This window comes from Mesorhizobium sp. M8A.F.Ca.ET.208.01.1.1 (genome assembly GCF_004791315.1).
Lineage (GTDB): Bacteria > Pseudomonadota > Alphaproteobacteria > Rhizobiales > Rhizobiaceae > Mesorhizobium.
The window spans coordinates 281108-301664 of sequence record NZ_SRUT01000002.1; the positions used below are offsets into that span (position 1 = coordinate 281108).

Here is a 20557-nt window from a genome sequence, read left to right on the forward strand (position 1 = left end):
TCAGCGCGCCGTGGCAGGAACCCACCGATGATTGACGAAAAGCCGGATAGCGAAAGCGTCTCGGCGCTGGCGCCGTTCCGGCACGGCATCTTCCGCGCCGTATGGGGCGCAAGTCTCGTCTCCAATTTCGGCGGCTTGATCCAGGGCGTCGGCGCCGCCTGGATGATGACCACCATCGCCACCTCGCCCTATCAGGTCGCCCTGGTCCAGGCCTCGACCACCTTGCCGATCATGCTGTTCGCGCTTGTCGCCGGCGCCATCGCCGACAGCTTCGACCGCCGCAAGGTGATGCTGGTCGCCCAGACCTTCATGCTGGTCGTTTCGGTGCTTCTGACCGCGTTCACCTATCTGGACCTGATCACGCCGTGGACGCTGCTGGCCTTTACCTTCCTGATCGACAGCGGCACGGCGCTCAACAGCCCGTCATGGCAGGCCTCCGTCGGCGACATCGTTCCGCGCAACAAGGTGCCTGCCGCCGTGGCGCTGAATTCCATGGGGTTCAACCTGACCCGCAGCGTCGGCCCGGCGATCGGCGGCATCATCGTCGCGGCCGCCGGCGCGGCCGCCGCCTTCGCGGCGAACGCGGTGAGCTATATCGGCCTCATCGTCGTGCTGGCACGCTGGAAACCTGATCTACCGGTCTCGACCTTGCCGCGCGAGTCATTGGGGGCCGCCATGGGCGCCGGCCTGCGTTACGTCGCCATGTCGCCCAACATCGGCAAGGTGCTGGTCAGGGGCGCGGCCTTTGGCTTCAGCGCCGGCGCGGTGCTGGCGCTGCTGCCGCTGGTGGCGCGCGACGTCGTCAAGGGCGACGCGCTGACCTACGGCATCATGCTGGGCGCCTTCGGCATCGGTGCCGTCTGCGGCGCGCTGATCAGCGTGCGGCTGCGGCAGTTGCTCTCCAGCGAGACGATGGTGCGCTGTGCCTTCGCCGGCTTCGCTGCCTGCGCCTTCAACGCCGCCATCAGCCAGCATGCCTGGCAGACCTCGCTCGGCCTGCTGGTCGGCGGTGCCTGCTGGGTGATCGCGCTGTCCCATTTCAACGTCACCGTGCAGATGGCGACACCGCGCTGGGTGGTCGGCCGGGTCCTGTCTGTCTACCAGACCGCCACCTTCGGCGGCATCGCGCTGGGCAGCTGGATCTGGGGTGTCGTTGCCGATGCGCATGGTGCCGAGACGGCGCTGATCGCCGCGGCCATCGCCATGCTGGCCGGCGGCGCCATCGGCCTCGTACTGCCGCTGCCGCAGCAGCAGGTGCTCAACCTCGACCCGCTCAACCGCTTCAAGGAACCGCACCTCGCGCTCGACCTCAAGCCGCGCAGCGGCCCGATCGCCATCATGATCGAATATGTGATCCGGCGCGAGGACGAGGCGGAATTCCTCGCCACCATGGCCGAGCGCGGCCGCATCCGCCGCCGTGACGGCGCCCGCAACTGGACGCTGGCGCGCGATCTCGAAAATCCGTCGATCTGGATCGAGCATTACCACACGCCGACCTGGCTCGAATATGTCAGGCATAACGGCCGCATCACCCATGCCGATGCCATGGTCGGCGAACGCTTGCGGGCGCTGCACTCGGGCGACGAGCCGCCGCGCGTGCGCCGCGTCATCGAGCGCCCGACGACAGCCGGCACGGCTCTGGTGCCGGCCAAGGGACCGATCGAGCACTGACGACTCGGAGAACGCGGGCGGCTTATCCCTCCCCCGACAGGTCCCGGCGCGCCTTTTCGAGTTCCTCGGCATAGCGCCGCATCAAATGGCCCTCGGTCAGCAGACCGAGCACGATGTGGTCGGCGAAATCCTCGACCACGGCCAGTTCCTCGGCGCCGGCGCGCTGGAAGGTCTCGGCGGCGGCCTGCACGTTCATGCTCGGCACCAGCACGGCATCCTTGTACCGGGCAAGATCGCGCACCGTCGCCTCGCCTCCGGAAGGATCGCTGTGCAGTTCGGCCACGATCAGCACGCCGACATACTCATCCCCCGGATCGACGGCGATTACGCGCTGGGCCGACCCCAGCGGGAATTCCTTGCGGAAGGCGGCCAGCGTCGTCGACGCATCGATGGTCTTGATATCCTTGCGCATCATCGAGCCGACGGTCAGGCTGCGCATCCAGCCGACATCGTGGGCGCTGCGGATCGTCTCGCCGCGCAGGTGGAAGCGCCAGGTGGAGAACGAATAGCCGAAGGTCTCGCGCACCAGGATCGCCGCCATGATCGAGGCGGCCAGCACCACGCCGGTGAGCGTCAGGTCGCGGGTCGATTCCAGCGCCAGAAAGGTCATGGTCAGCGGACCCCCGACGACACCGACGGCAAGCGACGTCATGCCGACGACGGCGGCGACGGAGGGGTCGATGCCAGTGGCCGGCGAGACGAGCGCCATGACACCGGCAAACGCCTTGCCGAGCAGCGCGCCGAGGAACAGCGAGGCGAAGAACAGGCCGCCGCGAAAGCCCGAGCCCAGCGAGATGGCCGACGCCGCCAGTTTCAGCACGAAGACGCTCGCCACCACCGCCAGCCCGTAATTCATGGCGAACTCGCGATGCAGCGCGCCGTGGCCGCTGGACAGGACCTGCGGCGTGATCAGCCCCAGGAGCCCGACCAGGACACCGCCGATGACGGGGCGCAGCGAGGCATCGACCGACAGCCTGTTGAAACCGCGTTCGATCAGCGTGACCAGTTGCATGATGGCGATCGAGGCCGCCCCGCCAAGCAGGCCGAGCAGCAGGAACGGCACATATTGGCTGGCGGTGAGTTGCGGCAACCCTGAGAGCTCGAGCGGAAACGGCACGCCGCCGAACACTTCCGCCGTCAGCGAGGCGGAGATCGCCGCGGTCATGACCGGTGCGACATTGGCGACCGAGTAGATGCCGATGACCAGTTCGAAACCGTAGAAGGCGCCGGTCAGCGGCGCATCGAAGGCGGCGGCTATGGCGCCGGCGGCGCCGCAGCCGACCAGGATGCGGACATCGTTGCGGCGCAACCGGAAGGCGCGCGCCAGCCGCGAGGCGACGCCGGAGCCGACCTGCGTATAGCCGGCCTCCAGGCCGACCGAAGCGCCGAAGCCGCTGGAAATCATCGTCTGGACGACGATGATGAAGGTATCGGTCAGTGACATGCGCCCGCCATAGAGCGCGTTGGCCTCGATCGGGTCGACCGGCGTGCGGAATTTCCGAAGCCTGAGCCAGACCACCGATATCCCGAGCAGGATGCCGCCGATCGCCGGGATCAGTGCCTGCATCGGATCGGCAAGTGAGAACATGCCGGACAGCCGGCCGCCGGGCTGGACACCGAACAGAAGCCCGTGCAGATCCTGCACGATCTGGCTCATCGCGGTGACCAGCATGCCTGCCATGACGCCGACAACGCCCGCCAGGATGACCACGGCAATGCCGCGCGCCTCCAGCAGAGGGATTGACCTCAGAAGCACCGCGCGCAGCCGGCGGGCGTAGACTTGGGGTTGGTTTCTGGAAAGCACGGGGCGGCTCGCCGATATCAAAGGCAAAGGAAGACCCGCCTGATACGCCGGGCGGCACGTCGTGACAACCACAATGCCGACATCGAAGGCGCCAATATGGCCGCGATGCCGCCAGCCTTTCCAGCCCTGGATCGGAAAGCCACCGGCGCGGTGGTCAATCCGGGATCGTCAGCGGGCCGCAATCGTCGTCGGCAATGAAGGTCGCCAGCAGTTCGGCCGGCTCCGTCGTGCTGGCATTCTCGGCGAAGAGATGGATCGCCCCGGGCGGCTCGAACCATGTTTGTCCCTGCGCATAGGTGCCGACGGGGCCGCCCGCCAGTTGTGAACGCAGCGTACCCTTCAGCACGAAGGCGCTGACCGAGCCCGGATGCCGATGGCGGGGCGTATAAGCATTTGGAGGAAATGCGACGACGACCGTGGCGATCGACTTGCCCGGTACGTTGGGTAGCCTTTCACAGGAGACAGGCGTGACGACCATCTTGGGCCGTGCGGCGGAGCTACCCTCGGCAGCGCCTTCCATGTTCATGTGCGTTTCCATGCCGACCGGCTCGACAGCCATCAAACCCGGACCGGTCCACTTGGCCGCCAGCGCGAACAGAACCGCGACGGCACTGACGGCGATCAGGGACTGGCCGGTCCGCAAACGAGCTTGATGGGTGATCATGTCGATGTCTCCGAGCGGATTGGTTCAGGCGGGCAAGCGGAAATCGGCGCGCCAGCCGAGTTCCTCGGCCGCCTTTCGCGTCGAGACGGCCTCATTGGATTCGGCAATGTTGAAGATGCCTGGCGCGCCCTTGTCCAGTGCAAGCAGCGCCGCATAGGCAGCCGCATCGACATGCAGCGGCGACGCGCCGGCGGGCGTGTCCGCTCCTGTTCCGGGGCCGTAGAGCTGGCCATAGCGCAGGACGATGCCGGCGAATGGTGCATTGAGCACGGCCGTTTCGAGCGCGATGACCCCGCCGACGCTGATTCCGCGATTGCCGCTCGCGCCGCTATCCAGCGGATCGGCCTCGGCATGCGGCTCGGAGCCTGGCGCGAAGGCCCAGGCGATGCTTTGCGCCACCATGCGCCTGACGCCGGATGCGACGGCCGCGGCGACCAGATTGCGTGTGCCCTCCTCGCGGATGCGGGCGTTGCCCACGACAGCTTCGGCCATGCGGCTCGGGTCCAGGCCTGCCGGCAGGTCGGTCAATTGGTGGACGACGATGTCGGGGCGGGCAGCACGCATCGCCCGCGACAGTGCGTCGGCATCGAACACGTCCACAACCGCTGGCTCGACGCCAAGGGTCCCTAATTTGGCGGCCCTGTCGGCATTGCGCGTAGTGCCCGTCACCTGATGGCCGGCGGCCAGGAGTTGCGGGATCAGCCGCTGCCCGATGGCGCCCGAAGCGCCGGCGAGAAAAATCCGATAGGCCATCGTCATCGTCCTTGCTCTGCTATAATCTCAGGGTTCGAACAACATATAAGAGCTCTTACATCATGCGCAAGCCAGATCAACATGCCTCGGTTCCGGCTCCGGGCGAAGGCAAACGCGGCGAGCAAGGCTATCTCGGCTATCTCCTGCGGCAGGCCGCCGGCGCGCATCGGCTGAGGGTCGACCGGGCGCTGGCCGACCTCGGCGTGACGCAGCCGCAATTCGTCACGCTGACCATGCTGGCGGCCTATCCCGGCCTCTCCAACGCCGATCTTGCCCGGCTGGCGCTGCTCACCCCGCAAACGCTCAGCGTCATCGTCACCAATCTGGAGCGCGCCGGCTCGCTGCTGCGCAAGCCCCACGCCGTACATGGGCGCATCCAGCATATCGAGCTCAGCCCCAGTGGACAGGCGCTGCTGCGGCGATGCCGGGACCGTGTGCATGCGATCGAGACCGAACTGTCCACCGGTCTGTCGGCGTCGGAGGAACGAGCCGTCAGGCGGTGGCTGGTCGGCGTTGCCACCGCCGATACCGCCGAAACCTGATTGCTTGCTGGCGGCTGGCGAGGCGCCGGACCGTTCAGGTCGGCATGGGTTCGCCGGCCTCGTAGAGCACCAGATTGCGCTCGCCGATGCCGAGCCCCGGCCAGCTCGCGCGCCAGTCGGCGATGTGCGGCGAGCGGAAATGCGCATCGAGTGCCGGCCGGTCGCGCCATACCTCGGTGACCCGGATCAAGCCGGGATCAAGCACATCCTGCGCGTAGGAATATTCAAGGCATCCGTCCTCGGCGCGGCTGGCGCGAACCATGCGCTCCATCACCGGCCTTGCCTCGTCGAACCTGCCGGGCGGCAGGCGGATCGTACCGATGATCAGCAGCATGGATAGTCCTTCGCGAGAGAGTCGATCCGGCCACTCTCCCACCCTCGCGCAAGCTTGGCCAGCTACCCTCGCCGGGCTGTCGCATGCTCGGCAGCCCTATGGGTTCGAGGACGAGAATGGCGATCAGCGAAAGCATCCAGCCCGGCGCGGTGGCCAAGAACGGCCGCGACATCTTCTTCGCGCTCGGCATCGTCATCATCCTGGCCGTGCTGTTCCTGCCGATCCCGGCCTTTCTCATCGACATCGGGCTGGCCTTCTCGATCGCGCTTTCGGTGCTGATCCTGATGGTGGCGCTGTGGATCCAGCGGCCGCTCGATTTCTCCTCGTTCCCGACCGTGCTGCTCATCGCCACCATGCTGCGCCTGTCGCTCAACATCGCCACCACGCGCATGATCCTGTCGCATGGCAATGAGGGTACGCACGCCGCCGGCTATGTCATCGCCGGATTCTCCAAGCTGGTCATGGCCAGCGACTTCGTCATCGGCCTCATCGTCTTCATGATCCTGATCGTGGTGAACTTCATCGTCATCACCAAGGGCGCCACCCGCATCGCCGAGGTCGGCGCCCGCTTCACCCTCGACGCCATCCCGGGCAAGCAGATGTCGATCGACGCCGACCTGTCCGCCGGCATGATCGACGACAAGACCGCGCAGCTGCGGCGCCGCGAACTGGAAGAAGAAAGCTCCTTCTTCGGCTCGATGGACGGTGCCTCGAAATTCGTGCGCGGCGACGCCATCGCCGGCCTCATCATCACCGCCATCAACATCGTCGGCGGCATCGCCATCGGCTACATCAGGCACGGCATGGGCATGGGCGAGGCCGCCGACGTGTTCATCAAGCTGTCGGTTGGCGATGGTCTCGTCACCCAGATCCCGGCGCTGATCGTCTCGCTCGCCGCCGGCCTCTTGGTTTCCAAGGGCGGCACCCGCGGCTCGACCAACCAGGCCGTGTTCGGGCAGCTCGGCGCTCATCCGCGCGCGCTCTATGTGGCGGCCGCGCTGCTGGTTCTGCTCGGCCTGATGCCCGGCCTGCCGCTGTTCCCGTTCTTCGCGCTGGCCGCCGGCATGGCCGGCCTCGGCTATGTCATTCCGATGCGCCACAACCGGGCGGTCGCCGAGGCCGAGGCGCTGAAGAGCCAGGAGAAGGCGACAAAGGCCGAGGAAGAAAAGAACTCGGTCAAGGCCTCTCTCGCCACCGCCGAGATCGAACTCCTGATCGGCAAGCAGCTTTCGACCCGGCTCCTGGTCTCGCATCAGGAACTGGTCTTCCGCATGTCCAAGATGCGCAAGAAATTCGCGCAGCAATACGGCTTCGTCGTTCCGGAAGTCCGCGTCGCCGACGACTTCGCCATCCCGCCGAAAAGCTATCAGATCAAGGTGCATGGCACCGTGGTCGCCGAATATTCCATGCGCGTCGGCGAGATCATGGTGCTGCTCGGTAACCGCGACATACCCGAAATCCCCGGCGAGGAGATTCGCGAGCCCGCCTTCGGCATGCGCGCCTATTCCGTCATGGAAACCTTCGCCGAGGATCTGAAGCGCGAGAACTTCACCTTCGCCGACAATATGTCGGTGCTGCTCACCCATCTCTCGGAAGTCATCCGCAACAACCTGCCGCAGCTGCTCTCCTACAAGGACATGAAGGCGTTGCTCGAACGCCAGGACCAGGAATACCGCAAGCTCGCCGACGAGATCTGCACCACCCACATCTCCTATCCCGGCCTTCAGGCGGTGCTGAAGCTTTTGCTGGCCGAACGCGTCTCGATCCGCAATCTGCATCTGATCATCGAGGCCATCGCCGAGATCGCGCCGCATGTGCGCCGCACCGAGCAGATCGTCGAACATGTGCGCATCCGAATGGCCCAGCAGATCTGCGGCGACCTCTCGGAAGGCGGCGTGCTCAAGGTGCTGCGCCTCGGCAACCGCTGGGATCTTGCCTTCCACCAGAGCCTCAAGCGCGACGCCAAGGGCGAGGTGCGCGAGTTCGACATCGATCCGCGCCAGTTGGAGGAGTTCGGGCAGGACGCCACCAAGGCGATCAAGAAACATCTGGAAGCCGGCGAGCGCTTCGTGCTGGTCACCGCGCCCGACGCTCGCCCCTATGTACGCATGATCATCGAACGCCTGTTCACCACGCTGCCGGTGCTCTCCCACGTCGAAATCGCCAAGGGCGTCGAGATCAGGGTGCTCGGGACCATATCGTGAGCGTTCTCTCGCAGGCCGTCGTCATCGCGGCGTTCCTCGCCTTCTGCCGCATCGGCGCCTGCTTCATGCTGATGCCGGGCCTGTCCAGCGCCCGCGTGCCCGTTCAGGTCAGGCTGTTCGTGGCGGTCGCCGCCACCGGCGGTCTGCTTGCCTTCCTGTGGGACAAGATCTTTCCCTTCGTCGATCCGCGTCCGCAGATCCTGGTGCCGATGATCATTTCGGAACTGCTGGTCGGCGGGCTGATCGGCGCCATGACCAGGCTCTACATGGAAGCGCTTCGCTTCATGGGCTCGGCCATCGCCATGCTGATCGGCTATGGCGGCTCCGGCGGGCCGGCGATCGAGGAGCCGGAGCCGCAGGCGGCGCTCGCCGCCATCATTTCGTTCTCGGCGCTGCTGATGCTGTTTGTCTTCGACTTCGACCACGAGATCGTCCGCGCCCTGGTGGCGTCCTACACGGTCGCACCGGTCAACGTCTTCTTCAACCCGCAGGCAGCGCTGGTCGACATCACCGACACCGTGTCGGACACGTTCTTCCTGGTCATCCGCCTCGGCAGCCCGTTCGTCGCCTACGCCATTCTCGTCAACCTGACCATCGGCTTCGTCAACAAGCTGACCCCGCAGATCCCTATCTATTTCATCTCCCAGCCCTTCGTCATCGCCGGCGGCATGCTGATCTTCTATTTCGCCGTCGGCACCATGCTGTCGCTGTTCGTCGACGGCTTCGTCGACCTCACACTGGCGAGGTGAAATGAGCACGCGCAAGGATCGTCTGAGGAAACTCGTCAAGGTGCAGGAACAGCTGAAAGCCCTGCACGAGACCCGCCACGCCACCTTCGTGGCCGCGGCAAACGCCGCCGAGACCGAGGCCCGAGAATTGATCGGCCATTTCGACCAGGACAATTCCCTGTCCGGCCTGTTTCCCGATCTCTATCATCGCCGCATCGCCCAGGCCGTCGTGCGTCAGGAAGAGAGCCTGGAAAGCGCCAGGCAGGAAGCCGGCCTCATCGCCGCGGCAAGCGCCCGCACCAACATGGTGGAGCGCGCCTACAAGGACGTGCGCAACCGCGACGAGCGCGAGAGATCAGACCGCGAGCGGCTGGACCTAATCGCGCAGAAGCGGCAGGAATAGCGGCGAGTTTTGTTGATCCAGAGACGGTCTTTGTCCGCCGAAGCGTGGACATCCGCTTTGCGTCTCACGTCAGCCGGTTTCAATGCCCCATTCTGGTGGGCCGCCTGGCCGACACGGCGGACATTACTTCAGAATGTTGATTTCGACGGACGGACGAAGATGTTCGGCTCGCTATTCCAGATACGGCCTCAGCACGTCTTCGATCCATGCCATGAATGCGCGGACCCGGCGCGACAGATTGCTCCGATGAGCCACGACGAGGGACACAGCGATCGCCCGTCGACGAAAATCGGGTAGGACCTCCACAAGCGTTCCGCTCTCCAGGTATTGGCCAATCCCCAGGAGTGGCGCCTGAATCAGGCCAAGGCCGGCGAGCGCAGCGGCGTCGTAGGTCTGCGCGCTGTTGACGTGTAGCGTACCTGGCAACTGAAGCGTCGCGTAGCTGTCGCCTTCCGGATATTCCCATCCCAAGGGTCTTGCGCCCAGCACCGTCGAAAAATGAATTGTCCGATGTTCCTGACGCTGCAGATCTTCCAGCGATAGAGGGACGCCGTGGCGCGCCAGATAGGCGGGACTGGCGGCGTTGACCATGCGCAACAGGCCCAGAGGGCGGGCAATCAGCGTTTCGTCCCGGATGGCTCCAAGCCGCAATACACAGTCGAACCCCTCTTGAACCAGATCGACTTGCCGATCCGTACTCGACATCTCCAGCTCCAACTCGGGGTGAGCCGCCATGAAGGCCGGCAAGGCCGGCACGATCGTTGTGCGCGCAACCTCGGTCGGAAGATCGACCCTCAGACGCCCGCGAAGTGCCACGCGATCGCCTGCGAACATCGAGTGTAAGTCATCGACCTCAGCAAGCAGATCGCGGGCACGGGCATGAAATGCGCGTCCGTCTTCCGTCAACTGCACGCTGCGCGTCGTCCGGTGCAGGAGCCTGACACCGATATCTTCTTCCAGCTTGCGGACCGCCATTGAGGCCCTTCCCTTTTGAATGCCCAAGCTGTCGGCTGCGTGAGTGAAGCTCCCCATTTCCGCTACCGTTATGAAGATGAGGATGGGTTCGAGATTCTGCATTTTCGCGCCTCGGTATTGTTCCCCGCAGAGAGAACAGTGAGTTCTCAACCTCGGCGTTTATCATATCTAAGAGACACAGTAAGCTCCGAATATATTCCAATCGGAGAATGACAGGTGCCCGAAACAATGAACCTTCATCAGGCGCCTGAAACCATCACCTTGCAGCGCGCCGTGTGGGCCGGCCGGATAATGAGCGCGTTTGTCGTGATTGCTCTGATGGCTGACGGCACTGTTCAGCTTTTCGCGCCGGCACGGATCGCGAGCATGTTGCTGGAAACCGGCTTCGCGATGGAGCTGACCCGTGTCGTGGGTCCTATCATACTCGCCTGCGCCATCCTTTACGCCATCCCGGCCACCGCCGTCCTCGGCGCGATCCTGGTGACGGGCTTTCTGGGCGGCGCCATCTGCGCCCATGTCCGCATTGGTGAGTTGGGGTCGCCGCCGGAAGTCATTTCCCTGCTTCTGGGCGCGATGACATGGGGCGGCCTCTATCTGCGCGATCCCCGTATCCGGGCCATTCTGCCGCTCATCCTTTGAACCCGCGGAACAGGGTTCTGTGCCTCAAGATCAGGAGAAAACGCATGTTTTTAGTAATGGGAATTACGGGAAAAGTTGGCGGCGCGACGGCAAGGCATTTGCTGGCGCAGGGCAAGAAAGTACGCGCGCTCGTCCGCGACCGCGCGAAGGCGGCTAGCTGGACAGACCAGGGCGTCGAACTGGTCGACGGCGACTGGAATAATGCAGAGGCGATCGAGCGGGCGCTCGAAAGCGTCGAAGGCGCGTTTGTCATGTTGCCTCCCATCTGGGCCCCCACGCCGGATTTCAACGAAGCCAAGGGCATCATCGCGAACTATGTCAAGGCGCTCGCCAAAGCGCCGGCGCCGCGGATCGTGGCGCTTTCGTCGATGGGCGCGGACAGAACCAGCGGGATGGGGCTGATCACGGCCTTGTCGCTTCTGGAGCAGGGCTTTGGCAACCTGAAATTGCCGATCGCATATGTGCGAGCCGGCGGGTTTTTCGAAAACTTCCTTTATGGCTTGCAAGTCGCCCAGGGCGGCGCGTTGCCGGTCTTCTACAACCCAACCAATCGGCAATCGACCATGGTCGCGACCGACGACATCGGCGCCGAGGTCGCAACGCTTCTGGGCGGGCCGGCATGGTCGGGGCATCGGGTCATCGAACTCGGTTCGATGGTGAGCGCGGATGAAGTCGCCGCGCAATTGGGTGAAGTCATGAAGCTCGACGTTAAAGCCTTTGCCGTCCCGAGGGCCGGGTGGCCGGCGACGTTCGAACAGTTCGGCATTCCAAAGGGCCAGTCTGGCCCGGCCGAAGCGATGTATGAGGCCGTCAACGCCGGAGGGATGGACCTCGGAGTCGAGGGTACGGAGCACGTGGCGGGTACGACGTCCGCACGCAATGTGTTCGAAGCTGCACGTAACGCCCCAAACGTGTAAGTCCGGGACGGATCAGGCATGAGAAGGAGGCTGCCCGCTTCTGCGAGGAGAATCGGACGCGGCAGACTTCCACCCATCCCTGCGTTCCACCTCCAACCTCCGCAAGCCTGCCACAAGCTTGTTGAGGCATGGTCCTGGCTAAGGAAACCCGGCAAAAGGCGGACTTTCTTGGCGATTTCTCCACCCAGCGACATCGTGATGGATGTCGCCCGAGCTGCCGATCCGATGGATATCGAGGCTGCCCGCGCCGCGCTGACCAAGCGCGCCGGCGGCGTCGCTGCCACGTTTTCGGTCGACACCGCGGCTTCTGTCGATGCCGGCTCGATCCTGTCACGCGCGACGGCCGACAAGGCCGCCGCCACGGCCGATCCTGCCAAGAAGTTCAAGAAGTTCGAGGCGATGGTCTTGCAGACCTTCATCCAGAACATGCTGCCCAAGGACACCGAGGGCGTCTACGGCACGGGTCTCGCCGGCGACATGTGGAAATCGCAGCTCGCCGAGCGCGTCGCCGACGTCATGGCCGATCGCGGCGGCATCGGCATCGCCAAGTCGCTGCTCGCCGACCACTACATGGACGGCAAGCGCAAGGTGCCGATCGGCCCGGTCTCGAATGGACCGGAAAAGACCGAGATCGACCAGCAAACCCGTCTGTCCACCTCGCTCGTCCAGGAATTGCAGCGCAAGGCCGCCAGGTCGATGACCGGCGACGAGACAACCATAAAAACAGACATCAAGATCTAGACTGGGAAACACCATGGCCGACTCTTCCGAATTCACCGCCAACCTGCCAGCACGAGCGACCGCGCCGGACACACCGGCCCCGTTCGCTCGGCCTGGAAACCTTGCCGCCATCATCGGCCGCATCGAGGAGGTGGTCGAGGAAGAGACCGCCGGCATCCGCAGCGATACAAGCTATGACCTCAAGGCGTCGAACGCCCGCAAGAGCCGTTATCTCTACGAGCTCACCCGCGCCATGAAGGGCGGCAGCGAGGCCGAATTCCTCGAGCAGCATCGCGAGGGCCTGACCCGGCTGCGCCAGAAGCTGGCGAAGAACGAGGCCGCCATCCTGGCGCATCTGAGCGCCGTCAACGAGGTCGCCGGCCTGCTGCGCAGCGCCATCCAGCGCGCCGAAACCGACGGCACCTACTCCGCCGGCGAATTCGGCAGGCTGAAAGGGTAGAGCGCGGCGATGCCGGGCCCGGGTTCAAAATGATCAAGGTCATCGCCATAGCGGTCTGGATCTGCGCCGCCACGCTCGGCGCGGTGTTCTATTCGTTCCAGGCCGCCGGCGAACGCGGCGTCGGCGAGAAACCCAAGCCGATGCTGGGCGGGCTGGACTACGTCAAGACCGACGTCATTTCGGTGCCGCTGATCCACGATTCAAAGATCGACGGCTACTTCCTGGCCAAGCTCGTCTACACCGTCGAGCCCGAGCAGATAAAGAAGCTGTCGATCCCGGCCGAGGCGCTGATTACAGACGAGGTCTACAGCTATCTCTACGCCCATCCCCAGATCGACTTCACCAAGAAGGCGACGGTCGACCTCGACGCCTTTCGCGCCGCCATCCGCGACACGATCAACACACGTGTCGGCGCAACCCTGGTGCATGAGGTCCTGATCGATCAGGTCAATTTCCTGAGCAAGGATGAGATCCGCGACAACTGGCTGCGCCGGCGGCAGGATGCCAGCACCCCCGCGACCGAGACGCCTAAGCCGGTCAGCGCGCATTGAGCCATCGGCCGTCGGGCCGGCGCCAGCGGTCCCCATAGCAGTCGGCGCCGGGGCCGATTCCCGCAATTTGCGTTGACGTAAACGTCAATCCAAAGCTATATGCGGCAGCGATTATGATCGCCCAGAAAAGAGCATGGCCTCCGGCTGGACCGAAGTGCCGTTGCGCGACGATGCAACCAGACAGGAGAACAGCGTGAGCGTTCAGGAGATTGCCGAGAAGATCAAGTCGCGCGTGGCCAGCAGCGGGTTCGATCGTTCCGTGAAATTCGACACCGGCAGCGACGGCGTCATCGTCATCGACGGCGCAACCGTCTCGACCACGGACGCCCCTGCCGACTGCACCATCAAGCTCTCGCTCGACGATCTGGATTCGCTGATCGCGGGAGACCTGAATCCGACCATGGCCTTCATGACCGGCAAGATAAAGGTCGAAGGCGACATGACCGTCGCCATGGCGCTGAGCCAGTTGATCGGCTGAACGGACGTGGCCGCCAGAAGCGGCTTTGAGATGACAAAACGCCGCCTTTTCAGGCGGCGTTTGTTTTGAAGGGCAGTCGCGCTTAAGCCTCAAGCGCCAGGATCGGCGCCTGTGCCTTGAGCTTGCGGCCGGACGCCTTCAGCGTACCCTCGGCGCCATCGAGCGCGCCCTCCACCAGTTCCAGCGCCAGCAGGCGGTGCCGCTCATAAGGTCCCGGCATGGCGAGCGCACCGGTCCTGGCGGCCGAAAAGCCGAAGCGGCCATAGTAGGGCTCGTCGCCGACCAGCAGGATCGCCGCATGGCCGAGGCGCGCGGCTTCCGCGATGGCATGCCGCATCAGCGCCGAACCGATGCCGGCACTCTTGAGCGAGGGGTCGACGGCGAGCGGGCCAAGCAGCAGCGCCGACGAACCGCCCTCGCCCAAGGTGACATCCCATAGCCGCACCGTGCCGGCCACGCCGCCCGAGGCATCGCGCGCGACGAAGGCAAGACCCTCCGAGGGCCGACGGCCACGCCGCAGCTTTTCCGACGATTTGGTCTTGCGCTTCGGCCCCATGGCGCGATCGAGCAAGGCTTCGCGCGCCGCCACGTCGGCAACGGTTTCGGCGACCACGGCGAAGGCCGGCGCATGAGCTACGATTTCAACTGACATTTCCATTTCCGCGATCCCTTCACGAGCGGAGATCTGTTCCACAGGCGAGCCCAAGCGGGCGACGGGCGCCCACCTGGGATGATCTGATCGGTTCTTTCGAACCGTCAGATCACGTAGGATCGGAGAGGCTCGAAGCCGTTGAAGGCGACCGCCGAATAGGTGGTCGTGTAGGCGCCGGTGCCTTCGATCAGCACCTCGTCGCCGATGGTCAGCGACAAAGGCAGCGGATACGGCGTCTTCTCGTACATCACGTCGGCCGAATCGCAGGTCGGGCCGGCGAGCACGCAAGGCGCGGTCTCGGTGCCGTCATGCGCGGTGACGATCGGGTAGCGGATCGCCTCGTCCATCGTCTCGGCTAGGCCGCCGAACTTGCCGATGTCGAGGAACACCCAGCGTACATTGTCGTTGTCGGCCTTCTTCGAGATCAGCACGACTTCCGACTTGATGACGCCGGCATTGCCGACCATGCCGCGGCCCGGCTCGATGATCGTCTCGGGAATGGCGTTGCCGAAATGCTTGCGCAGCGCCGAGAAGATCGCCTGGCCATAGGCCTGCGCCGCCGGCACGTCACGCAAATAGCGGGTCGGGAAGCCGCCGCCCATATTGACCATCTTGAGCACGATGCCTTCCTCGGCGAGCGTCGCGAACACCTTCTTGGCGTCGGCCAGCGCACGGTCCCATGCGGTCAGGTCGGTCTGCTGCGAGCCGACATGGAACGACACGCCATAGGCGTCGAGGCCCAGGCCCTTGGCATGGCGCAGCACATCGACGGCCATGTCGGGCACGCAGCCGAACTTGCGCGACAGCGGCCATTCGGCGCCTTCGCCATCTGTCAAAACGCGGCAGAAGACGCGTGCGCCGGGAGCGACGCGGGCGATCTTCTCGACCTCCTCGACGCAATCGACCGCGAACAGCTTGATGCCGAGCTGGTAGGCGCGTGCGATGTCACGCTCCTTCTTGATGGTGTTGCCGAAGGAGATGCGGTCCGCCGGCGCACCGGCGTCCATCGCCATCTCGACTTCGGCAACGGAAGCGGTGTCGAAGGACGAACCCATCGCAGCAAGCAGGCGCAGGATTTCCGGCGCCGGGTTTGCTTTCACCGCATAGTAGATCTTGGAATCGGGCAGCGCCTTCTCGAAGGCGCGGAAATTGTCGCGCACGACATCGAGGTCGACGACGAGGCAGGGGCCGGACGGACGTCGGGTGGCGAGGAAGTCGAGAATGCGCTGGGTGGCCATCGGGTTTCTCCATCGCGCCTTTCGGCGCGCACAAGGGTGCGGGCGCTGGCTGTCGGCCTCGCGAACACGCGGTCAAACAAAGGCGGGACGGAAAATCCATGGAACCAGCCGGTGGAGACCCCGGAACCATGAAACGCCGTCTCGCGGCGATGAACCTTGGCCTTGCCCGGCTTCGGTTCGCTTTGTCTGCCTTGGCTTGGATTGGGAGAACCCCGTTCCGCACTGCCGGCAATGAAGGTGTGCCTCTTCAGTAACCCCGGTCTTTGGACAACCGGCAGAGAACCAGAAAGGCCCGCACCGTCGTTGCTTCAAGGTGTCCTCGGTCTGGCGGTTGGCCGCTAAACCGACTGGAGGGGTTGGCTCCAGTTACCTTACCGATTTCCCTCACCATTCGAGGATCGGCGGACACCCACAGGCACGTGCGACTTTGGGCAAGCGCGATATAAGAGCGAAGCATTTCACAATCAATAAAAATCGTATCCCAGGTTGTAAAATTTCTGGCATCGAACAATGTTGGCGCAACCGTATCCGGATATCGAACGATGACAGGCACACACGGCCCCTTCAACGCCTTTCTCGATCTCCGCCAGATGCCGGTGGCGCATGCCGAGCTTGGGCCGCTGGCCGGGCTGCGGCTGGCGGTCAAGGACATTTACGACGTCGCCGGCTACCGCACCGGTTGCGGCAATTTGCAGAAATTCGCCGGAGGCCACGCCGCTTCGCGCACGGCAGGCGCCGTGCAGATGATTCTCGACGCGGGCGCGCGTTTCGTCGGCAAGACCCAGACCGACGAACTCGCCTTCGCTCTGTTCGGCCAGAACGCGCATTTTCCGTTTCCGGTGAACCCGGCGGCTCTCGACCGCGTCACCGGCGGTTCGTCTTCGGGGTCGGCCGCGGCGGTGGCGGGCAGGCTGGCCGACATCGCAACGGGGTCCGACACAGGTGGTTCTATCCGCGCGCCGGCGAGTTTCTGCGGGCTGATTGGCCTCCGCACCACGCATGGCCGCATTTCCCTCGACGGCACCATGCAGTTGGCGCCGAGTTTCGACACGTTCGGCTGGTTCGCCGACGACATCGAAACCTACGAGACCGTCGGCAAGCTGCTGCTTGGCCGCGATCCGCATCAACATTCCCTGGATCGGCCGCTGACGCTCGGCTGGCTGGACGAAATGATCGCCCGGCCGGCGCTCGCCGAATTTGCAGGAATGAAGGCGCTGGCGAGCGCGGTGTTCGGTACGCCGGCGACGCCGATGTCGCGCTTCAGCTCTTCTCCGGATGAACTCTACTGGTGCTTTCGCCGGCTGCAGGCCAGGGAGGCCTGGACGGTGCATGGCGAATGGATCACCAGCGGCGAGCGCGACCTTGGGCCTGGGGTCGAGGAGCGGTTCGGCTTCGGCCGTGCCGTCGACGACCGGACGGCACAGGCCGAAAAAGTGCGCCGGCTGACCTTTCGCGGTGAATTGAGCGCCCTGCTCGGCAAGGACGGTTTCCTTATTCTGCCGACGGTGCCGGGTCCGGCGCCTTATGTCGACAGCACACCCGAGCAGTTCCAGGCCTATCGCGAGCGCGCCTTGCACCTTCTGTGCCTGGCCGGGCTCTCCGGCTTTCCCCAAATCACCTTGCCGATCGGCTCGGTTGCCGGCGCACCGTTTGGACTTTCGCTGCTTGGCCCTTCCGGCAGCGACATTGCCCTGATACGGCTCGGCCGAAAACTTCTAATGCATGTCGCGCAAAAGTGACCTCGGTTTTGCGAAGACGACATGCATCAAACAACACTCAAAGCGCGTCGCGTGAATTCGTTTCGACGCGACGCGCTTTGGACGCAGCACAAAGGGCCTGAATAATGGACACACTGACCCGCATGCGCGCCTTCATCGACGTCGTCGAGGCCGAGGGCTTTTCGGCGGCGGCGCGCAAGATCGGCCGCTCCAAGGCGCTGCTGTCAAAATATGTGCGCGAGCTGGAGGACGAACTCGGCGCGCTGCTGCTGAACCGCACGACGCGCCAGTTCTCGATGACCGAGGCCGGCCACACCTACTACCGTCGCGCCTCCGAGATCGTGCGCGAAGTCGACAGCCTGGCCGACGCCGTGCGCGAGTCCTCCGGCGATGTGCGCGGCCGCATCAAGCTGTCGGCGCCGCGCACCTTCGCCGACGCGCCGATCGGCCAGTCGCTGATCGACTTTGCCAAGCAGTATCCCGACATCGTGCTCGACATCCAGCTCGACGACCGCTTCGTCGATCTCGTCGAGGAAGGCTTCGACCTCGCGGTGCGCATCTCGCGGCTGGAGAATTCGTCACTGATCGCAAGGCGCCTGGCGCCGTTCTCGATCAAGCTCTGCGGTTCTCCCGAACTGATCGCCAAGCATGGCATGCCGACACGGCCGCAGGATCTCAGCCACATGCCCTGCATCGTCGACACCAATGGCCGCGGACTGAACAACTGGCCGTTCAAGGGCGACAATGGCGATCCGGTGAGCATTGCCGTGTCGGGCCCGATCGAGGTCAACAGCCCGATGGCGGCGCGCGCCGCGGCCCTGTCGGGTCTTGGATTTTGCATCCTGCCGGATTTCATCGCCGCGCCTGACCTCAAGAGCGGCCAATTGGTGGCGGTGCTCGACGACCGCATCCTATCGGGCGGCGGCATCTTCGCCGTCTACCCGCATCGCCGCTATCTGCCGGCGAAGGTGCGCGTTTTCGTCGACTTCCTGGTGCAGTGGTTCAGGACGCGTGAGAGCGCCTGACCTGCCTCAGGCCTCGAGGCGCGTCGCGCCGCGATGCGCTTTGAGTTCTCGTTGCGTGCGTGCCCTTGTCCCTGAACCGCCGCGCACTTTTGGGTGACATGCGCCGACAGTCCCAATTTCGCCCCCTTTCTGGTAACCTTCGGCAACTCTTTCCGAAAGCCAAGGGAATCGCGACCGCGAATGTATTTGAAACGGCACGCAATCACGCTGGCTTCGGCCTTGGCGGCGACTTTCGCCGCGACGGGACCGGCCGAGGTGCATCCGCACGTCTTCGCCGAGGCACGCCTCGACGTGATCCTGGCCCCGGATCACCAAAGTGTGAAAGCGCTGCGCCATCTCTGGCGCTTCGACGATCTGTTTTCGAGTACGGTGATGATGGAGTTCGACAAGAACTCCGACCTGAAGCTTGACGACAAGGAGCTGAAGGAGGTCGCCGACACGGTCCACGCCTCGCTGGCCGAGTTCAATTACTTCCAGCTCGTCACGCAGGACGGCAAGGACGTGGCGATGACGCCGCCGCCCCACCTGATGGCCAATTTCGACAACGACCAGTTGATCATCCTGTTCGAGTCCGAGCCGAAGGCGCCGATCAAGCTGACCGGCAAGATCGACATCGGCGTCTATGATCCGACGTTCTACACCGCGATCGACTTCACCGAGGATTCCAACATCACGGTCGAGGGCCTGCCCTCGAACTGTGCCAGCAAGGTGGTCCGTCCTGATCCGGACGAAGCGATCAAGGAAAACCAGAAGACCCTGACGGATGCCTTCTTCAACGATCCGACAGGCACCGACATGAGCAAGATCTTCGCCACCAAGCTCGAACTGACCTGTCAGCCAGAAGGATGAACCCGGTGACGAAACCGTCCCTGCGTTTGGCATTCGGCCTGTTGGCCATCGCTTTTGCCACGATGCATTTCGCCAATGCCGCGCACGCCCAGAGTTCGCTCGGCATCGGCGTCAATGATGGCATGGCGCCCAGCACCGGTCCGTTCGCCCACATCCTGATGTGGATCAACCTCAGGCAGCAGGAATTCTATCGCGCGCTGGCGACGGCCATGAAGGCGATGCGCCAGGACAATAGCAAGCTCTGGGTGCTCATCGGCCTGTCCTTCGCCTATGGCATTTTCCACGCCGCCGGCCCCGGTCACGGCAAGGCTGTCATCTCGTCCTATATGGTGGCCAATGAAGTGGCGCTGCGGCGCGGCATCCTTTTGTCCTTCGTCTCGGCGCTGTTGCAGGGCCTGACCGCGGTCGCGGTGATGGCGGTCGCCTATTTCGTCCTGCGCGGCACCGCCGTCTCGATGACCGACGCCGCCTGGTTCATGGAGATCATGAGCTTTGTCTTCGTCACCCTGTTCGGTGCGTGGCTGCTATGGCGCAAGCTCGGACCTTCGGTCCTGCGCCTGTTCGGGCGAGGCCCGGCCTACAGCCTGTCCGCGGCGCACGCGGGTCATTCGCACGCGGGCCATTCGCATGCGGGTCATTCGCATGGCGCCCATTCCCATTCGCATGCCGGCCACGCGCATGCCGTCCACAGCCACGCCGCGCATTCGCACGCGCATGATGATCACGAGCATGCCCATGGCCATGCGCACGATCATCACGACCATGGCGACCATGACCATCATCACGACCACGCGCACCATGATCATGCGCATCACGATCATGGGGCGAGCGAGGTCTGCGAAACCTGCGGCCACTCGCATGCGCCCGATCCGGCAATGCTGTCCGGTGACCGCTTCGACTGGCGCACCGCCTGGTCGGCGGTAGCGGCGGTCGGCATCCGCCCCTGCTCCGGCGCGCTGATCGTGCTGAGTTTCGCGCTGCTGAACGGGCTCTGGCTCGGCGGCTTGCTGTCGGTGCTGGCGATGTCGATCGGCACCGCCATCACCGTCTCGGCGCTGGCGACGATGGCCGTGACCGCTAAGAACTGGGCGGTCTATTTCGCCGGCGACGGCCGCATGGGCAACCGCATCCACTCGATCGTCGAGATCGGCGGCGCGGCCTTCGTGTTCCTGTTTGGACTGCTGCTGCTGTCGGCGAGCCTGACAGGCGGCGTCTAGGCCTCCACCACGATC

Annotated in this window: 22 protein-coding genes; 15 read left to right on the plus strand and 7 right to left on the minus strand. The window is 64.4% G+C overall.

Annotated elements, in window-relative coordinates:
* Positions 1-27: 27 nt before the first annotated feature.
* Positions 28-1671 (plus strand): MFS transporter, encoded by a 1644-nt coding sequence (locus EN851_RS11900; RefSeq protein ID WP_135929283.1) that lies wholly within the window; start codon positions 28-30, stop codon positions 1669-1671.
* 22 nt (positions 1672-1693) lie between these two features.
* Here EN851_RS11900 and EN851_RS11905 read toward each other — a convergent pair whose 3' ends face one another.
* The 3 genes from EN851_RS11905 to EN851_RS11915 form a co-directional block, all read right to left on the minus strand.
* Positions 1694-3475, minus strand: coding sequence for a chloride channel protein (locus EN851_RS11905; RefSeq protein ID WP_127869883.1), 1782 nt, complete (start codon positions 3473-3475; stop codon positions 1694-1696).
* 154 nt (positions 3476-3629) lie between these two features.
* A complete protein-coding gene (locus EN851_RS11910) occupies positions 3630-4139 on the minus strand; it encodes a cupin domain-containing protein (protein WP_135929284.1) in 510 nt (169 codons plus the stop codon).
* 24 nt (positions 4140-4163) lie between these two features.
* A complete protein-coding gene (locus tag EN851_RS11915) occupies positions 4164-4892 on the minus strand; it encodes an NAD(P)-dependent oxidoreductase (protein ID WP_135929285.1) in 729 nt (242 codons plus the stop codon).
* A gap of 62 nt (positions 4893-4954) precedes the next feature.
* Here EN851_RS11915 and EN851_RS11920 point away from each other — a divergent pair, with 62 nt between their 5' ends.
* Positions 4955-5434: a MarR family transcriptional regulator gene (locus EN851_RS11920; RefSeq protein WP_135929286.1), complete on the plus strand. Its 480-nt coding sequence runs from the start codon at positions 4955-4957 to the stop codon at positions 5432-5434.
* Between the two features lie 34 nt (positions 5435-5468).
* Here EN851_RS11920 and EN851_RS11925 read toward each other — a convergent pair whose 3' ends face one another.
* Positions 5469-5768, minus strand: a complete 300-nt coding sequence (locus tag EN851_RS11925) for a putative quinol monooxygenase (RefSeq protein ID WP_135929287.1) — start codon at positions 5766-5768, stop codon at positions 5469-5471.
* Between the two features lie 116 nt (positions 5769-5884).
* On the opposite strand from EN851_RS11925, the gene flhA reads away from it, so the two are divergent.
* Genes flhA through EN851_RS11940 form a run of 3 tightly spaced genes read left to right on the plus strand, consistent with a single transcriptional unit; the run spans position 5885 to position 9103 of the window.
* The gene (gene flhA, locus EN851_RS11930) at positions 5885-7972 is read left to right on the plus strand and encodes a flagellar biosynthesis protein FlhA (protein ID WP_127869888.1); all 2088 of its coding nucleotides are present in this window, start codon (positions 5885-5887) and stop codon (positions 7970-7972) included.
* Positions 7969-8721, plus strand: a complete 753-nt coding sequence (fliR, locus tag EN851_RS11935) for a flagellar biosynthetic protein FliR (RefSeq protein WP_127275865.1) — start codon at positions 7969-7971, stop codon at positions 8719-8721. Before flhA ends, fliR begins: the two co-directional genes overlap by 4 nt.
* Position 8722: 1 nt before the next feature.
* A complete protein-coding gene (locus EN851_RS11940; protein WP_135929288.1) occupies positions 8723-9103 on the plus strand; it encodes a hypothetical protein in 381 nt (126 codons plus the stop codon).
* Positions 9104-9274: 171 nt separating this feature from the next.
* Here EN851_RS11940 and EN851_RS11945 read toward each other — a convergent pair whose 3' ends face one another.
* Positions 9275-10180 carry a LysR family transcriptional regulator gene (locus EN851_RS11945; protein WP_135915045.1) on the minus strand — a complete coding sequence of 302 codons (906 nt, stop codon included), beginning with the start codon at positions 10178-10180 and terminating at the stop codon, positions 9275-9277.
* Between the two features lie 114 nt (positions 10181-10294).
* Between EN851_RS11945 and EN851_RS11950 the strand changes: the two genes are divergently transcribed.
* From EN851_RS11950 to EN851_RS11975, 6 genes are all read left to right on the plus strand, one after another.
* Positions 10295-10717 carry a DoxX family protein gene (locus EN851_RS11950; protein ID WP_135929289.1) on the plus strand — a complete coding sequence of 141 codons (423 nt, stop codon included), beginning with the start codon at positions 10295-10297 and terminating at the stop codon, positions 10715-10717.
* A gap of 44 nt (positions 10718-10761) precedes the next feature.
* On the plus strand, positions 10762-11634 hold the full coding sequence (locus EN851_RS11955; protein WP_135929290.1) for an NmrA family NAD(P)-binding protein: 873 nt from the start codon (positions 10762-10764) through the stop codon (positions 11632-11634).
* A gap of 168 nt (positions 11635-11802) precedes the next feature.
* A complete protein-coding gene (locus EN851_RS11960) occupies positions 11803-12375 on the plus strand; it encodes a rod-binding protein (protein ID WP_189521835.1) in 573 nt (190 codons plus the stop codon).
* A 13-nt stretch (positions 12376-12388) separates the two neighbouring features.
* Positions 12389-12814 carry a hypothetical protein gene (locus tag EN851_RS11965; RefSeq protein ID WP_127869892.1) on the plus strand — a complete coding sequence of 142 codons (426 nt, stop codon included), beginning with the start codon at positions 12389-12391 and terminating at the stop codon, positions 12812-12814.
* A 29-nt stretch (positions 12815-12843) separates the two neighbouring features.
* On the plus strand, positions 12844-13365 hold the full coding sequence (locus EN851_RS11970; RefSeq protein ID WP_127869893.1) for a hypothetical protein: 522 nt from the start codon (positions 12844-12846) through the stop codon (positions 13363-13365).
* A 193-nt stretch (positions 13366-13558) separates the two neighbouring features.
* Positions 13559-13843, plus strand: coding sequence for an SCP2 sterol-binding domain-containing protein (locus tag EN851_RS11975; RefSeq protein ID WP_027144782.1), 285 nt, complete (start codon positions 13559-13561; stop codon positions 13841-13843).
* A gap of 82 nt (positions 13844-13925) precedes the next feature.
* Here the strand turns inward: EN851_RS11975 and EN851_RS11980 are convergent, their stop codons facing one another.
* Together EN851_RS11980 and odc2 are read right to left on the minus strand one after the other, a co-directional pair.
* Positions 13926-14501 (minus strand): N-acetyltransferase, encoded by a 576-nt coding sequence (locus EN851_RS11980; protein ID WP_135881308.1) that lies wholly within the window; start codon positions 14499-14501, stop codon positions 13926-13928.
* 98 nt (positions 14502-14599) lie between these two features.
* On the minus strand, positions 14600-15733 hold the full coding sequence (odc2, locus tag EN851_RS11985) for an ornithine/lysine decarboxylase (protein WP_135881309.1): 1134 nt from the start codon (positions 15731-15733) through the stop codon (positions 14600-14602).
* 542 nt (positions 15734-16275) lie between these two features.
* Here odc2 and EN851_RS11990 point away from each other — a divergent pair.
* The 4 genes from EN851_RS11990 to EN851_RS12005 all read left to right on the plus strand — a co-directional run bounded on the left by EN851_RS11990 (position 16276) and on the right by EN851_RS12005 (position 20542).
* Positions 16276-17472: an amidase gene (locus EN851_RS11990; RefSeq protein WP_127275857.1), complete on the plus strand. Its 1197-nt coding sequence runs from the start codon at positions 16276-16278 to the stop codon at positions 17470-17472.
* A gap of 104 nt (positions 17473-17576) precedes the next feature.
* A complete protein-coding gene (locus EN851_RS11995) occupies positions 17577-18476 on the plus strand; it encodes a LysR family transcriptional regulator (protein ID WP_127275856.1) in 900 nt (299 codons plus the stop codon).
* A gap of 180 nt (positions 18477-18656) precedes the next feature.
* A complete protein-coding gene (locus EN851_RS12000; protein ID WP_127275855.1) occupies positions 18657-19325 on the plus strand; it encodes a DUF1007 family protein in 669 nt (222 codons plus the stop codon).
* Positions 19322-20542, plus strand: a complete 1221-nt coding sequence (locus tag EN851_RS12005) for a nickel/cobalt transporter (protein ID WP_135929291.1) — start codon at positions 19322-19324, stop codon at positions 20540-20542. Before EN851_RS12000 ends, EN851_RS12005 begins: the two co-directional genes overlap by 4 nt.
* The last annotated feature ends 15 nt before the right edge of the window (positions 20543-20557 follow it).

Bases quoted from the DNA above. Each gene is read 5' to 3' on its own strand.
- odc2 (WP_135881309.1), bottom strand. From the start codon at position 15,733: ATGGCCACCCAGCGCATTCTCGACTTCCTCGCCACCCGACGTCCGTCC.
- EN851_RS11965 (WP_127869892.1), top strand. From the start codon at position 12,389: ATGGCCGACTCTTCCGAATTCACCGCCAACCTGCCAGCACGAGCGACC.
- EN851_RS12005 (WP_135929291.1), top strand. From the start codon at position 19,322: ATGAACCCGGTGACGAAACCGTCCCTGCGTTTGGCATTCGGCCTGTTG.
- flhA (WP_127869888.1), top strand. From the start codon at position 5,885: ATGGCGATCAGCGAAAGCATCCAGCCCGGCGCGGTGGCCAAGAACGGC.
- EN851_RS11940 (WP_135929288.1), top strand. From the start codon at position 8,723: ATGAGCACGCGCAAGGATCGTCTGAGGAAACTCGTCAAGGTGCAGGAA.
- EN851_RS11970 (WP_127869893.1), top strand. From the start codon at position 12,844: ATGATCAAGGTCATCGCCATAGCGGTCTGGATCTGCGCCGCCACGCTC.
- EN851_RS11995 (WP_127275856.1), top strand. From the start codon at position 17,577: ATGGACACACTGACCCGCATGCGCGCCTTCATCGACGTCGTCGAGGCC.
- EN851_RS12000 (WP_127275855.1), top strand. From the start codon at position 18,657: ATGTATTTGAAACGGCACGCAATCACGCTGGCTTCGGCCTTGGCGGCG.
- EN851_RS11945 (WP_135915045.1), bottom strand. From the start codon at position 10,180: ATGCAGAATCTCGAACCCATCCTCATCTTCATAACGGTAGCGGAAATG.
- EN851_RS11900 (WP_135929283.1), top strand. From the start codon at position 28: ATGATTGACGAAAAGCCGGATAGCGAAAGCGTCTCGGCGCTGGCGCCG.
- EN851_RS11915 (WP_135929285.1), bottom strand. From the start codon at position 4,892: ATGGCCTATCGGATTTTTCTCGCCGGCGCTTCGGGCGCCATCGGGCAG.
- EN851_RS11910 (WP_135929284.1), bottom strand. From the start codon at position 4,139: ATGATCACCCATCAAGCTCGTTTGCGGACCGGCCAGTCCCTGATCGCC.
- EN851_RS11955 (WP_135929290.1), top strand. From the start codon at position 10,762: ATGTTTTTAGTAATGGGAATTACGGGAAAAGTTGGCGGCGCGACGGCA.
- EN851_RS11980 (WP_135881308.1), bottom strand. From the start codon at position 14,501: ATGGAAATGTCAGTTGAAATCGTAGCTCATGCGCCGGCCTTCGCCGTG.
- EN851_RS11990 (WP_127275857.1), top strand. From the start codon at position 16,276: ATGACAGGCACACACGGCCCCTTCAACGCCTTTCTCGATCTCCGCCAG.
- EN851_RS11925 (WP_135929287.1), bottom strand. From the start codon at position 5,768: ATGCTGCTGATCATCGGTACGATCCGCCTGCCGCCCGGCAGGTTCGAC.
- EN851_RS11920 (WP_135929286.1), top strand. From the start codon at position 4,955: ATGCGCAAGCCAGATCAACATGCCTCGGTTCCGGCTCCGGGCGAAGGC.